The 14,142-nt window shown below is 62.9% G+C and carries 16 protein-coding genes; all 16 read left to right on the top strand.

Going from position 1 to position 14,142, the window contains the following annotated elements; genetic code table 11:
• Nucleotides 1-210: 210 nt before the first annotated feature.
• The gene (gene traL / locus BZF57_RS19735; RefSeq protein WP_066270727.1) at nucleotides 211-495 is read left to right on the top strand and encodes a type IV conjugative transfer system protein TraL; all 285 of its coding nucleotides are present in this window, start codon (nucleotides 211-213) and stop codon (nucleotides 493-495) included.
• Between the two features lies 1 nt (nucleotide 496).
• The gene (locus BZF57_RS19730; protein ID WP_086740999.1) at nucleotides 497-1,075 is read left to right on the top strand and encodes a type IV conjugative transfer system protein TraE; all 579 of its coding nucleotides are present in this window, start codon (nucleotides 497-499) and stop codon (nucleotides 1,073-1,075) included.
• Complete coding sequence (locus tag BZF57_RS19725) at nucleotides 1,072-1,896, top strand: type-F conjugative transfer system secretin TraK (protein ID WP_086740997.1); 825 nt, start codon at nucleotides 1,072-1,074, stop codon at nucleotides 1,894-1,896. Before BZF57_RS19730 ends, BZF57_RS19725 begins: the two co-directional genes overlap by 4 nt.
• A complete protein-coding gene (locus tag BZF57_RS19720; RefSeq protein ID WP_086740995.1) occupies nucleotides 1,893-3,194 on the top strand; it encodes a TraB/TrbI/VirB10 family type IV secretion system protein in 1,302 nt (433 codons plus the stop codon). The genes BZF57_RS19725 and BZF57_RS19720 overlap by 4 nt, the downstream gene beginning before the upstream one ends.
• A 36-nt stretch (nucleotides 3,195-3,230) precedes the next feature.
• Nucleotides 3,231-4,040: a DsbC family protein gene (locus tag BZF57_RS19715; RefSeq protein WP_086740992.1), complete on the top strand. Its 810-nt coding sequence runs from the start codon at nucleotides 3,231-3,233 to the stop codon at nucleotides 4,038-4,040.
• Between the two features lies 1 nt (nucleotide 4,041).
• Nucleotides 4,042-4,767, top strand: coding sequence for a hypothetical protein (locus BZF57_RS19710; RefSeq protein ID WP_086740990.1), 726 nt, complete (start codon nucleotides 4,042-4,044; stop codon nucleotides 4,765-4,767).
• Between the two features lie 3 nt (nucleotides 4,768-4,770).
• On the top strand, nucleotides 4,771-7,338 hold the full coding sequence (gene traC / locus BZF57_RS19705) for a type IV secretion system protein TraC (protein ID WP_206073303.1): 2,568 nt from the start codon (nucleotides 4,771-4,773) through the stop codon (nucleotides 7,336-7,338).
• Nucleotides 7,335-7,766 carry a hypothetical protein gene (locus BZF57_RS19700; RefSeq protein ID WP_086740986.1) on the top strand — a complete coding sequence of 144 codons (432 nt, stop codon included), beginning with the start codon at nucleotides 7,335-7,337 and terminating at the stop codon, nucleotides 7,764-7,766. The genes traC and BZF57_RS19700 overlap by 4 nt, the downstream gene beginning before the upstream one ends.
• Nucleotides 7,767-7,942: 176 nt before the next feature.
• Nucleotides 7,943-8,374 (top strand): TrbI F-type domain-containing protein, encoded by a 432-nt coding sequence (locus tag BZF57_RS19695; protein ID WP_086740983.1) that lies wholly within the window; start codon nucleotides 7,943-7,945, stop codon nucleotides 8,372-8,374.
• 60 nt (nucleotides 8,375-8,434) lie between these two features.
• The gene (locus BZF57_RS19690) at nucleotides 8,435-8,971 is read left to right on the top strand and encodes a hypothetical protein (protein WP_086740981.1); all 537 of its coding nucleotides are present in this window, start codon (nucleotides 8,435-8,437) and stop codon (nucleotides 8,969-8,971) included.
• Nucleotides 8,972-9,018: 47 nt separating this feature from the next.
• The gene (locus BZF57_RS19685; RefSeq protein WP_086741005.1) at nucleotides 9,019-9,492 is read left to right on the top strand and encodes a S26 family signal peptidase; all 474 of its coding nucleotides are present in this window, start codon (nucleotides 9,019-9,021) and stop codon (nucleotides 9,490-9,492) included.
• On the top strand, nucleotides 9,489-10,145 hold the full coding sequence (gene traW, locus BZF57_RS19680; RefSeq protein ID WP_240506060.1) for a type-F conjugative transfer system protein TraW: 657 nt from the start codon (nucleotides 9,489-9,491) through the stop codon (nucleotides 10,143-10,145). The genes BZF57_RS19685 and traW overlap by 4 nt, the downstream gene beginning before the upstream one ends.
• Entirely contained in the window at nucleotides 10,142-10,639 is a 498-nt protein-coding gene (locus BZF57_RS19675) for a hypothetical protein (RefSeq protein WP_086740978.1), read from the top strand. Before traW ends, BZF57_RS19675 begins: the two co-directional genes overlap by 4 nt.
• Nucleotides 10,633-10,908 (top strand): hypothetical protein, encoded by a 276-nt coding sequence (locus BZF57_RS19670; RefSeq protein ID WP_240506059.1) that lies wholly within the window; start codon nucleotides 10,633-10,635, stop codon nucleotides 10,906-10,908. The genes BZF57_RS19675 and BZF57_RS19670 overlap by 7 nt, the downstream gene beginning before the upstream one ends.
• Nucleotides 10,905-11,927, top strand: coding sequence for a conjugal transfer pilus assembly protein TraU (traU, locus tag BZF57_RS19665; protein ID WP_086740975.1), 1,023 nt, complete (start codon nucleotides 10,905-10,907; stop codon nucleotides 11,925-11,927). Before BZF57_RS19670 ends, traU begins: the two co-directional genes overlap by 4 nt.
• A 596-nt stretch (nucleotides 11,928-12,523) precedes the next feature.
• Nucleotides 12,524-14,142: group II intron reverse transcriptase/maturase (ltrA, locus tag BZF57_RS19660; protein WP_086740703.1), on the top strand; the 1,619-nt coding region annotated here is incomplete at its 3' end.

Below are 14,142 nucleotides of genomic sequence, written 5' to 3'. Positions count from 1 at the left end.
ACTTCCTCGAAGGTTCGGGCGGTCGGATCATCACCGTGATGAGCCTTGCCGGCGGCCTCGTGGCCCTCGGTTCGGGCCGTTTCAGCCTTGCCCAGGTCGCCGTCCCGGTCGCCGTGGGCGTGGGTGCCGGCACCGGCGTTCCGATCGTCACCTCGACCGTCACCGCGACGATCTGAGGCGTCGCTCAACCAAAGGGGAGGGCGGTAAGTCATGGACCGGTACAGCATTCCTTCGCATCTCGACGATCCTGAACTCATCGGGTTCTGGACGCTGGATGAGTTCCTCGCGATGGCAGTTCCGTTCATCTGGGGCATTCTGACGCAGCATGTCGTGATCGGACTGGTGCTGGCGGTGCTTGGATGGTGGGGCTTTCGCAAGCTCAAAGCCGGTCGGGCCACATCGTGGGTGTTCCACATGGCCTACTGGTACCTGCCGTCGAGTTTCACCGGACTCAAGGCGACGCCGCCCTCCCATCTTCGCATGATGGTGGGCTGACATGGATCATTCCTACGGACTGGCGCAATCGCAGCGGGTGCTCAAGCAGCGCAATATGCTGGGCATCACGGCGCTCACGTTGGCAGGGCTTCTGGTCTTGCTGTTGATCTTCGGGTTCACGCGCGATCGCGAAATCGTTCTTCAACCCGTGCTGCGCAGCCCGCTGACAGTGTCGTCGAGTGGCGTCTCGAAGGAATATCTCGAGATGGTGACGCGCGACACCGCGCTCATCGCACTCAACCGCAGCCCGGAAAATCTCAACTACTGGATGGAGACGATCCTCGAAATCGCCGCGCCCGAGGCCCACGGGGCGCTCAAGCGTGACCTCATGAAGGTCATCAAGGAGCAGGGCAATTCGAGTATCAGTCAGTATTTCACGATCGGTGCGATCCGCGTCGATCCCGACACCCTGACCTCCGAAGTATCCGGCACGCTCCATACAGTCGTCGGTTCGAAGGCTGTCACTGCCGAACACAAGCGCTTTCGCTTCACCTGGAAATATTCCGGACTGTCTCTGCAGCTGGTCGGCTTCGGCATGATCTCCAAGGCCGAACGCCAGGAACAAGGGGATGAGGCATGATCACGTCTTATGCAATCGGCCTCTTCGCAAGCGGGACGGCCCTTGCTGCCCGTCCGCTCTGCCTCAGCAGCCGAACCATTGGCGCAGGCCTTCTGGTCGCAGGGGCTCTCCTGATCGCTTCACCCGCTCTTGCAGACGAGACGCTGCTTGCCACCGACAACAGCGAGGTGGCCTGCACCATATCGAAGTCTGGCCTGACGCGCGTCAGTCTCAAGGATGATCGCTTCGCCAGTGTGTCGAAGCTGACCACCGGCAATGAGACCGACGACTTCACCGTCGTGAACGAGCCGACGCGCGGCGACATCTACATCTCCGTGCCCGAGGGCTTCACGAAGGATGAAGTCTCGTTCTTCGGGACCACGTCCAAGGGTTTCGTCTACAAATTCGCCTGCCGTCTCGAGGGCAAGCGCGCTCATCAGGTGTTCGTCGAGAATCGCGATATCCTTGGCGAAGAGCCCGCCGAACTTGCCCGTGCGATGTCGCCCGAGGAAACCTCTGCGTCGCTGATCCAGGCGATGTATCAGGGGCAGGGCATGGACGGGTTCGAGATCCGCCAAGCTTCGATGCGTCCGGTCATGGTGGGCCCGCTCAAGGTCCAGATGATCACTGAATATCGCGGCCTCAACCTCGTCGGCCGTGTTCTCAGGATCGAGAACACCGGCAAGGCGACTGCCGTTCTCAACGAGCAGACCATCGCGCCGAGCAACGCCGTCGCGGTCAGCGTCGCCAGACACGAACTCGGCGCCGACGAGGTGACCACCGCTTACATCATCACGCCATCGGGCCAGATCGCGGCCAGCTCCGTGGGAGGACGTCCATGAACTTCACCAACCCCTTCAAGCGCAAGCCCAAGCAGCTAGATGCGGATGACACGGTCGACGTCGAGGAATTCGGCACCAATGATGCGGTCAAGAAGAAGCAGATGATGCTGATGACCGGCGCTGGGCTCGTGGCTCTGGTGCTGGGCTCAGCTTACATCTTCGGAGGCGAGGCGGGCGAGGAGGCTGCTCAGGTCGCGAATGGTCAGGAGATCAAGGTCTCGACCGACGACATGGTCAACAGGAACATGGGCCAGCAGCAATGGCAGGCCATGTCCGAAGCTGAGATGCAGAGCATGCAGAACCAGCTGCGCGGCGTCGAAGGACAGGACCAGCGGCTCGATGCGCTGCAGGCACAGATTGCAGCTCTTCAGGCCGAGAACCAGGCTATGGCGACCGACGGACAGCGGGTGGTCGGTGCATATCAGACCGAGAACGACCAGCTGCGCCAGCAGCTCGCACAGCGCGCGGCGGCACCCATGCCCCCGCAAGGCATGTATGGCCCCGCCGGTCCCGCAGCGGGGCGGGGTCTTCCCCAGGGCGGAGCCGCAGCGGCGGCCGCCGCCGCAGTGGCCGGCTCACCTTACAGCCCACGTTCCATCAAGCTCGTCGCCTTCGAAGGCGGGCCGTCAGGCACTGCGACACGGATCAGCGGCGGCTCCACGAGTTACACCGACAGCCCCAACTATCTCCCCCCCAACTCGATCGCCAAGGCGCGCGTCATCGTCGGGGTCGATGCTTCGGCGGGTGTCAATTCGCAGACCGATCCCTTGCCGGTCGTCCTCCGGATTACCGGCCCGGCGCGCTCGGTTTACCGGGATGGGAAGCTGCTCACGACCAAGATCGAGGGCTGCCTGGTCAACGGCGCGGCGCGCGGCGATCTCTCGAGCGAGAAGGTCTATGTGAAGCTCCAGCGTATGACCTGCCCTCAGGCCAACGGGCGCTATGCGGTCTCCGACGTCAAGGGGTTCATCAGCTTCGGCGGCAAGACGGGCGTGAGGGGGAGGGTGGTCAGCCGCGAAGGCGGACTTGCGACGCAAGCCTTCTTCGCGGGGCTTGTGAGTGGTGTCGGCAACGCCTTCCAGGGTGCCAATCAGATCCCGCGTATCGCACAGGATCCTGTGCTCCCGTCCGCCTCCGATGTCGGCATTCAGGCGATCGGCGGCGGCGCAGCGAACGCGGGCAATACCCTGTCGCAATATCTGATCGAGCGCGCTGAGCAATATCAGCCTGTGATCGAGATGCCGACCGGCATCGAGGTCGAGATCGTCTTCCTCGAAGGCGTCTTCATCCAGAACTGATCACGCCCGCGCTGTGCGGAGTGAAGGAGTTTGTTCATGTTCAACACCACCAATGTCGCGATCGCATCGATGTCGCTCCTGCTTGGCGCAAGTGCCGTGGGTAGCTCTCCTGATGTCGCATCGCTCCTCAAGACGCGGTTGCCCAAGACCGAGGTCACGGCTGTCGATTGCGGCCGCATTGCCGGATTGTGCGAGGTGACCGCCAAGGACAATCTCTTCTACGTCGATGCCAGTGCCCGCTATCTTATCATTGGTCGGGTCTATGACATGGAGACCCGGCAGGATCTGACGGCCGCGCGCCTACTCGAACTCAATCCCGACATGCTGGTCGGCGGTGCGGCCAAGGCCAACGCGCTGGCCAATGCAGGCGGGGGCGATCCCGCCGGGGGCGGTCGCGGAAGTCGCAGCGAACTCACTGTCGCTCAGGCGCCGGCTCCAAAGGTCGATCTGTCAGGGCTCTCCGATGCGGGCGCGATCGTGTGGGGAAAAGGAGCACAGAAGGTCACCGTCTTCTCGGATTTCCAGTGCGGCTATTGCCGGGCACTGAGCCGCGAGCTCGAGCAGATGAACGTCACGGTGATCGAGCGCCCTATCTCGGTGCTTGGCAGCCGCGACATCGCCGACCGCGTTCTGTGCGCCAGCGACCAGCGCGAAGCGGTGCGCGCCGCCTATGCACAGATGCCCGTCAAGGCAGCCACCTGCGACACGCGCGGCCTCGACGAGAACGAGGCTTTCGCGCGCAAGCATGGCTTCTCCGGCACGCCGGTGATCGTGAGGTCCGATGGCGCTGTTCTCGAAGGATACCGACCCAAGGCGGCCCTGATCGCCTGGCTGAAGGGAGCATGACATGAAGCGTAAGTCTCCGCCCGAGGTGATCTGTTTGCCCCACGGCTCTGCAGCCAACTGGCGACCGCCACTGACGGGACGGCGTATCGCTGCGATCGGGGGCGGGCTGCTATTCCTCGCTGGCTGCACGACGTTCGGAACGAACATCAATGGGAACTTCAATTGCGGTCCCGCAGGTGAAGGTTCGTGCTCGCCTGCTACCGTCATCGACGATCGTGCGCTTGCAGAGATCACTGGCGATGCCAGCTATGTCCCTGCAGGGCCTTACCGTGCACCCGTCCGCGAGATGCAGCCCGGCACGGTGGCTCTCGCCGCAGCGCCTCAAACCGTTGTGGTGCCCGGACAACAGAAGGTGTTGCGGATCGTGTTCCCGGCGCACGTGGATCGGGCAGGGCGCTACCACGAGACCAGTGTCGTCAATGCAGTGGTGGACAACGGCGCCTGGATGCAGGCGAGCGCCTCGCATGGCGCATCGCTCGCACAGACCGTTAACCTGACGGTCAATCCCGAGATCCTCTCGCAGCTCGGCGAGGAGGTTGTGACCTCCGAGCCAGGTGCGGGCGAAAGCACGGCCCGGATCGGGCTCAACGATCCCCGCCATCCTTCTCCTGAGGCCGTCGCAGCTGCGCGGGCACGTGCAGTTGCCAAGGCGTCGAACAGTGCCTCAGTCGCGGATAGCGCCACCGCCAGCGGGCCGAAGCCTTTCAATCCGGTCGTGGAGCAATAGATCATGGCTACTGCGTCTCAGCCTTCCAAGAAGAGCTGGCTTGCCCGTGTTTTCGGGGACCAGCTTGCTCCTGACGAGGGGACCCCCGGCCACGGCGCTCCGATGCTCGCGCAGTGGCTCCCCTACCGCAGCTTCGATCCAAAGACCGAGATCTTCTACCAGACCGATTCAATTGCATTTGCCCTCGAGGTGGCTCCGCTTGTCGGCGCCGACGAACGCACCGGCGAGATCCTCGCGCAATTCCTGTCCGAGGCGATGCCACCTTGCTCGCGGTTGCAAATCCTCTCGTTCCAGAGCCCGCGGGTGGGTCAGACGATCGCGCGCTATGCCCTGCCGCGCTACGCCGCCGGCGGCGTGCACAAGAAGATCGCCGAGCACCGCTCGCGGATGCTGGGGCATGGGGCTTGGAACTCGCTTGCGCAGGATGGCCCCTTTCATGTTCGGCAGCACCGCTGCGTTCTCTCCGTCTCCTTCAAGCTGGGGAAGGGCAGCATCGAGGAACTCATCACCGTTCGCGACTCGATCACCTCGCTGTTGCAATCAATCAATGTCGATGTGAGCCGCTACTCGCCGGTCGCGCTGATCGCGCTGATCGACGACCTTACGGCGCCCGCCTTCGACGTGTCCGATCACGTCGAGGATTATTGTGAGCTCGATCCGATCGCCGACCAGTGCGTTCGGCGCGATGTCCAGACGGTGGTCCAGGCGGACCGCATTCTCGTTTCCTGCGAGCCGCTACGTGCGGTGACGACATTGGGCGGGGACACCGAGTTCGAGGAGATCAGGCCCGACACCTTCGACTACCGGTTCTTCTCGGTCCGCAACCTGCCGACGCGTTGGGCGCCCTGGGACTGCCAGAAGGTCATCGGCGACATGTTCGCCGACAAGCTGCGCCCTGGCTGCCCGACCATGACGAGCCTGTGCATCGTCTACCAGGATGAGGAAGCGGCCGGCTCCAAGGCTGGCTACAAGTTCATGCGGACCTCGAGCCTTGCCGATACGCCCTCGGCGCGGCTGCTGCCGCAACTGAAGGACCAGAGCCGCGAATGGGAGCACGTCCAGCAGGAACTGCGCCTGGGGCGCAAGCTGGTGCAGGTCTACTACACGGTCGGCATCATGAGCCCCAAGGGGAAGGGCGATGCAAACGAGCGCACCATCAAGTCGATCTACAAGGCGGCCGGTTGGGACCTGCTCGACGAACGCTTCCTCCAGATCATGGCCTTCATGTCGTGCCTGCCGATGACGCTGGGCAACGGGCTCGATGTCGATCTCAAGCGCATGAAGCGGCTGCGGACCATGCTCACCACAACCGCTGCCAACCTTGCCCCGCTGCAAGGCGAGTTCCTCGGAGGCGCCAAGCCTCACCTGATGTTTATCGGACGGCGAGGGCAGCCCTTCTTCTGGTCACCCTTCGAGAACAGCGCCGGCAACCACAACGTGGCTGTCTTCGGCAAGTCGGGGTCCGGCAAGTCTGTCGCGCTCCAGGAGCTCTGTGCTGCCTTTGCCGGGATCGGAGCACGGATCATCGTGATCGATGACGGGCGTTCGTTTGAACACATGGCCAAGATGCTGGGCGGGAAATTCGTCGAGTTCCGGCTGCGCGACGGCTTCAGCCTCAACCCCTTCTCGATGATCGATGCCTCTCTCATCGAAAGCGACGAGGATTATCTTGTTGATGCGCTTGCGATGCTCAAGTCGATCATCGGTCAGATGGCCCGGCATGTCGATCATCTCAGTGATACCGAGCGCGGCCTCATCGACAATGCGGTGGGGCAAGCCTGGCATGCCAAGGGCCGCGAAGGCTCGATCGATGACGTGATCGAAGTGCTGGTGGCCCATGGAACCCTCGCGGCCGAGGATCTGGCGACCGCGATGTTCCCATTTTCTTCGAAGGGCACCTACGGTCGGTTCTTCATGGGCGAGGCGACGGTCGACATGTCGTCCGACTTCACCGTCTTCGAGCTCTCCGACCTGTCGAGCCGCGAAGAGTTGCGCTCGGTCGTTCTCACCGCGATCATGTTCCTGTCCTCGCAGAGCATGCGCAAGATCGACCGCACCATCCCCAAGGCTCTGCTGATCGACGAAGCCTGGCAGATGCTGCGTGGTGGATCGATGGCCGATTTCGTCGAGACCTACAGCCGCACCTGCCGCAAATACGGGGCCTCGCTCATCACCGCGACCCAGTCACTCAACGACTACTACAAGTCAGAAGGCTCGCTTGCCGCGCTCGAAAACTCCGACTGGTCGGTGATCCTCCAGCAGAAGCCCGAGACAATCGCCGATTTCCAGAAGCATGGCCGCTTTGACATGGACTCCTATACCGAGGCGCTCCTTCGGTCCCTGAAGCGCAGCGGCACCGATTATTCGGACGTGATGATCAAGGGCCCTGACACGCTGGCGGTCGGCCGCCTGGTGCTCGATCCCTATTCGGCCACGCTCTATTCCTCCTCACCGGCGGTATTCGGGCGCATCGAGCGGCTGATGGAAGAGGGCTTCACGATGGACGAGGCGATCGAGATGGTCGCCTTCCCCCATCTCGAGCGCGAGATGGCGCGGGAGGCGGCCGAATGAACGCGCTGTTGTCCCTTCGATTCCAGAAGACGGCCCACGCTGCGGGGGAAGGGATCGTCCCGCTGCCGGTCTCGTCAAAAGAGCGAACCTCTGCCGCGAATGCTGCGCGGCCGCCTCTTCGCGGGATCGCCGCGGACCTGTGCTATTTCGTGCTTCGCCTGTCAGGCTGGCTGTCGCTCACGCTGCTCGCGACGCTCGGCCTTTACACGGTCTTCTTCATGGCGCTGGGGGCCTTCTCAGCCGAGGGTTTCTTTGCCCATCTGGCTAACCTCTCGGTTCGGTTCGGCGATGCCGATACTGCCCGTCAAGGGCTCTTCGTCCGCCAGCTCGCCGTCGTCACCCTGATCTTGTTCCTCATCGTCAGCGCAGCGCGATACCGCTCGCTTGCCGCTGTGTTTTCGGCCGAACCAGCCCCGCGAAAGGATTGACCATGTCCGAACAGCTGACCCTCATCCCGCCCGCGGCAGACCCTGTCCATTCTGGCGCAGCGCCCTTCGCGCAGGACCCGGATGCTAGCCGTTCGGGCGAGCCGGTCAGGACCAAAAGCTCAACACCAGCGCCCCCTGCGGAGCGCGCAGCCCGGCGCAGCAAAGGCTTGCCCCCCATGGCGTACCTTTTCGCAAGCCTCGCTGTCGTGGCGCTGCTGTGGGGCGCCTGGGTCACAAAGAACATCCTCGATCCTGCTGTGGTCAAGGCGCCCATCGCCAGTGTCAGGCTCGAGCAGATCATCGGGGAGTATGTCCAGGCGCAAGCGCGGAGCGATACCCCGTCCGAAGTCGTGACGCAGCAGACCCAGGCCTTCATGGCCGCGCTCGGCGAGGAGCTGAAGGCGCGCGGTGCAGACGGCACGACGGTAATGGTCGGCGAAGCAGTGCTCTCGCAGAACGTGCCCGATATCACGGCCGAGGTGCGCAATGCGATCTATGCCAAGGTGCCGCCGCCTGCAGCGCGCGCCGCCGCGGCGCCGCCGCCGTCCTTCGCACCGCCACAGCATATTCCCGCTGGCCCGGGCCCCATGCCCGCAATGGGTCAATAGGCCGGGAAGGGGAGGGCCGCCGTCATGCGCAATTCGCCAATGTCACCCCTGTGTGGATCGGTGCTGGTTGCGGCCCTCTTCGCATCAGGCCTTCTGTCAGCGTGCGGCAAGGCTGAGGAGGCGCCCGAAGAACGCGACCACAATGCGACCACAATGCGGATGGTCGGGCCGGACGGCGAAGAGGTGACTGCCGATATCGTCGAGACCGACAAGGGTATGAAGATGCGGGTGCGGGACGCTGACGGCAAGGAGTCCTCGATCGAGATGGAAATGCCCGAGGGCTTCCGCGCACCTGGCTCGGGCCAGTCCGGTGGCCGTGAGGATAGCTTCTCCGATTTCGACCGCCGGTTCGATGAACGCAGCGAGCAGTTCCGCAAGCGGTTCGACGAGCGCGTCGATGAGTTCGACCGGCGCTTCATGGAGCGGCAGGAGGCCTTCGATCGCCGATTTGAAGAGGATCAGCGCAGGATGGATGAGCGGATGCGGCCGCTGGATCGTGCCGCGTCGCCGCGCCCGCCTGCCGCGCCTTCGCCCTCTCCCGCTGCCGATGGCGACGCTGTAGGTGACAGCAGCCTGCTCGTGGATGAAGACCGGTGAGCGCTCCCGCTTCATCCCGCCGTCCTTCGGTCTTGGCGCGCTGGGCGATGATCGGCGTGCTGGCGGCAGGCATCGCCTCGCACAATGCGATCGCGGCATGGCAGGAAAGTCATTCCTTCATGATCAATGCCAGCGACAGCCTGCCCAATTGGGCGTTCTTCGTCAGCGCGGGCAAACAGCCGGAGAAGGGCGACTATGTCTTCTTCGTTCCGCCGCCCGGCGAGCTCGTAAACCGTCACTTCGGGCCTGATCAGGGTCCGTTCGGCAAGCAGGTGATCGGCATGCCAGGCGCGCTCATCGAACATCGGGATGGGATGGTCTATGTCGACGGCGTAAAGGTGGCGCGCATCAAGCCGCACACCCGTCTTGGCGAGCCTCTCAATCCCGGGCCGACCGGACGGGTGCCGCGCGACTGTTTTTACGTGGGCACGGACCATCCCGACGGCTTCGACAGTCGTTATGCCGAGATCGGCTTTGCCTGCCGCCGTGCCATTCTTGGCACCGGGACACCCATCCTGTGAGGGCGTGGCCGATCCTTGCGACGGGCTTCACGCTTCTGAGCCTGACGACGGTCGCGCCGCTCGTCTCGATGGCGCTTGCGCGCGACCACGGCGTGATGGGTCAGACCTGGCCGATTGCCGAGCCCGACTTCCTGACCACGATCGATGCGAAGCTGAAGACGCTTGAAGGCAATGGTAGCATCGAGCGGATGCAGCGCGAGCTGGTCGCCAAGACCGAGCACCGCGTCCGCAATCCTCTGCCTGTTGCCGGCATTTCCGCTACGCAGAAGGACCGCAGCTGGATGTTCGATCCCTCGATCGTGGTCGAGAACGACATCCGCGATCAGAAGGGCAATGTGATTGCGGCGCGCGGCGCGCGGGTCAATCCGCTCGCTCTCATCGACATGCCAACCGATCTTGTGTTCGTCGACGGGCGCGACCCCGACCAGCTCGCCTGGGCGACGAAGAACTGGGCGAGTGAGAAGGCCAAGATCATCTTCGTCTCTGGCTCGCCGTTTGATCGGATGTCTGAGTACCAGCGCCGCTTTTTCTTCGATCAGCACGGTAAGCTCACTGGCCATTTCGGGATCACCCATGTGCCCGCTGTGGTCGCTCAAAAGGGTCAGCTGCTCGAAGTGCGCGAGATCGTCCTGCCAGCGAAGGGAGCGTCATGATGCTGAAGCGGTTGAGGACTTTCGACGCGGGGCTGGTGTTCGCGGCGGTGTCTCTCGGGTCTGTTACGGGAGGGTTTCTGCTCAGCATGTTTGCCGAGCCGGATGATCTGGTCTTCCGGATTTACCTCGCCTTTTTGATGAGTGTTGTGTTCGTAGGCCTGATTGGTTTCTGGTGGGGGATTTGTTCGCTGTGGCGGAGGGCTTTCAAGTGCGATGAGCATGGCACGGCTATGCCTCGTTCCCGCGAAGAATGGTTTTGGGCGATCTTCCTGAGGGTCTTGCTCACAGCCGTTACGGTTGCTGGTCTCTGTTTTACGGCATCGCTGGCCATCTCGGCTTGGCAATTTGGAACAGTCAATGATCTTGCATCACTGCTGTCCTCTGCAGGGGTGCGTGTGATGGCTGTCGCGGTGGTTGCTCTGGTCGGCGCTGTCTTCGTGTCGGACCGGATCAAATCGCGGTCGCCTCGCAACGGGGAGGACGGCCCATGCTGACGTGGCTCGACTGGCTCAAAACCCCGATGGCCGCGCCAGAGACGCGCGCGCTCAAGGCCATGCGCCGCGCGATTATCGTGGTGAGCTTTGCAATTGTCGTCTCGCTCGTCGCCATCGACCCCCTGCGGGCGGCGATCGGGATCGGCGCGGGCGCGGTCGTGGCAGGGCTTCTCCTGGTCCTCGCCGCGCTCGTGCCTGTCTATCTGGTGATCAAGACCCGCGCCGATGATGCGCATCTTTCCGCGCTTCTTGCGGAGACGGACCAATGATCCGCCGTCTGCTCTTCACTCTCGCCGCGCTTTCCGCCCTCGCGCTTTCGCCCGTCAGCGCCTCGGCGCAGACACCGCCGTCGAAGTGCACCGGCAAATTCGTCAACCCGGTGACCGATATCTGCTGGAGCTGCATTTTCCCGATCTCGCTGGGCGGTGCGAAGCTCTGGCCTGGGCGGCCCGACACCAACAATCCAGATTTCCCGATCTGTGCCTGCGGCACGCCGATCCCGCGCATCGGCCTTGCGGTCGGCTTCTGGGAACCTGCGCGGATGGTCGATGTGACAACCAAGCCCTGGTGCTTCCCCAACCTTGGCGGGTTGAAGCTCGATCCGGGCTTCGACATCGGGCGCGGCCAGGTGACACCGCCGCAGATGGGGGGAGGGCGCACCGCCAACACTGCGAACTACCACGCGCACTACTACGTTTATCCGCTGCTCTACTGGATGGAGATCCTGACCGATTTTCTCTGTTTCGAGAGCGCGAGCTTCGACATCGCCTACATCACCGAAATCGATCCGCTGTGGAATGACGATACGCTGACGACGCTGATCAATCCCGAGGTCGCGCTCTTTGCCAATCCCATCGCTGTTGCCGCCTGTGCCGGTGACTGCGCGGCGGCGACCGCCCGGCTGCCGCTTGACGAGCTCTTCTGGTGCGATGGCTGCAACGGATCGATGTTCCCGATGAATGGCAACATCGCGGCGCACAATTCGCCGGTCCAGTCCTCGCGCCTCGCGGCCGAACGGCTGCTCTTCAAGATGCACCGTCAGGGGCTTGCCTTCGGCACGGCGGGTTCGCGTGCGCTTTGCGGCAAGTACATCATGCCGATCCTCAAGAAGTCGCAATACCGCATCCAGATGACCAACCCGATTGCGACGGTGAGCGGCAAATACGCCTGCTCACCCATCGGGGCCTCGACCATGCCGCCGGATGCCGGTCGGAGCTATCCGGTGGGCGGCGAGGACTTCGGCTATCTTCTGTGGCGCAAGCGCAATTGCTGCATGCGAGCGCCGTGACGGCGCAGAAAGGAAATATGTATGTAATTCAATATCATATTCCTTTCGATCGTCTTGCTGGCGATCGACCGGTGGCTGCGATGCCACCCCACCTGATGGAAGGAATCGGGTCGGAAGGGGGTCTCCAAGGTTTGCCGCGTTCCGGCGGTCGGCCTCAAAGCAGGAGACCTGAAATGTACCGAATGCGGCCCGTCAGCCGCAGGTCGGGCTACCACAGGGCCTAAGGTGAGATACAAGCGAATGACGTGTCTGAAGCCTCTTTATTTACAGTTGAACTCCCGATCACCTGACGGGGTGGGGAGATCGCGGTGTGAACCGGTTGGTTTGGTATGCTGCCTTCTGGTGAATGCTTGCAGAGTATTCGTTTGCGGGTCGTCCTTTCTTGCCCGCAGACCCGAGCCGCAAGGGGTTAAGCGTCGCACCTACGGGTCCAAGGTTGATCGTCGGAACACGGGAACCATCATCGTCCGCCTGCTTCGGAGCAGGCTATCCGCGGAGACCGGGGATGGACGCTGGTGGGGCGGAGCCTGCGTAGTAGTCCGAGGACGGGAAAGCCGTCCACATGGCGAAGGCGGGCAGGAAGTCGGTGGGCTGTCATGACGGAGGAACTACCAGTGGACTCTGGTAATCAAGCCCCAAAGGCTTGGCTCCTCGGCGTTCAGAGAAAGCTCTACCAGTGGAGTCGGGAGCACCCCGAAGAACCATACTACGACTTGTGGAATTGGGTGACCGATCCCCGCAACTTGTACATGGCCTGGAGGACGATTGCCGGTAATCGCGGCAAACGCACTCCGGGGATCGACGGGGCGACCGTAGAGAAAATTGCCGCTGGAATTGGTGTCGACAAATTCCTTCAAGGGCTCCGCGAGGAGCTCCGGGCGGGCGAGTATCGTCCGTCCCCTGCACGAAGGAAGTGGATCCCAAAGCCGGGCAAACCGGGGAAGTTCCGACCCCTCGGTATCCCTACGGTCAAGGATCGCGTGGTGCAGTGCGCGGTCAAACAAGTACTGGAGCCGATCTTCGAGGCCCGGTTCTGGCCTGTCTCATACGGGTTCCGGCCCGGACGCGGCAGCCAAGCCTGCCTCGAACATATCCGTTTGACCATCCAGTCGCGGGGGAAACCTGCGGCAGATGGCTACCGACACAATGCGCCGTACCAATGGGTAATCGAAGGCGATATTGAGGCCTGCTTCGACAACATCGGCCACCACCCCCTGATGGAACGCGTGCGCCACGGCGTCGCGGACCTCAAGGTGAACCGATTGATCGTGCAGTTCCTTAAGGCCGGGGTCTTGGAGCATGTCACGTACAGCCCCACCGACACCGGCACGCCGCAAGGCGGCGTGCTCTCCCCGTTACTGGCCAACATTGCGCTGAGCGTGATCGAGGAACGGTATCGGGACTGGGTCCGCCGCCCCGAAAGCCCGGAGCTGAAATCCGATGGGATCAGGCTCGCGGCGATCAAGCGCGACAAGGACCGGAAGGCCGGTCGAACGGTCTTCTACCCTGTCCGCTATGCCGATGACTTCCTGATCTTCGTGTCGGGAACGGAAGCTGACGCGCTTGCCGAAAAGCAGGCGTTGGCGACCTACCTGCACGAGGCGATGGGTCTGACGCTCTCGCCCGAAAAGACGCGCATCACTGCGCTAACCACGGGCTGTCGGTTCTTGGGATGCCGCGTGCGGCTTAAGTGGGACAAGCGATTCGGGCTTCATGCCCGCATCGAAATCCCGCGTGAGCCGATCAACGGCTTCCGCATACGGATAAATCAAATGGCCCGGCGGCAGACGCTTCGGCGTTCGCTCGCGGCCATGCTTCAGGAACTCAATCCATACCTCCGGGGGTGGTCCGCCTACTACCGCTACTGCGTGGGGGCCAAGCGCATCTTTGCCAGTCTCGACTGGCATGTGCGGCAACGCCTCTGGCTGTGGCTTCGGGCCAAACACAAGCGTGTTCCGGGGAGGAGGATCGCATCGGGCCGCAGGCCGAGTGTTGCCCATCCGGGTACCAAGGTCTGGGCTGAAGGAGGTACGGAGCAATTCTTGATGAGCTACGTACCTGTCCACCGGTTCGAACTCAAATGGATGAGAAAACCCGAATTCGCCATGACTTCTGGAGAGCCGGATGCACAACGAAAGGTGCACGTCCGGTTCGGAGAGAAGGCGTGGGAAACGGGCGGTGGAGACACCGCACCGCGCCCGCGTCTTACTCTACT

It is taken from the genome of Erythrobacter colymbi (assembly GCF_002155685.1).
Classification (GTDB): Bacteria; Pseudomonadota; Alphaproteobacteria; order Sphingomonadales; family Sphingomonadaceae; genus Erythrobacter; species Erythrobacter colymbi.
Note: the sequence above shows the minus strand (reverse complement) of the source record. Positions and strands in the feature narration are given on the sequence as shown.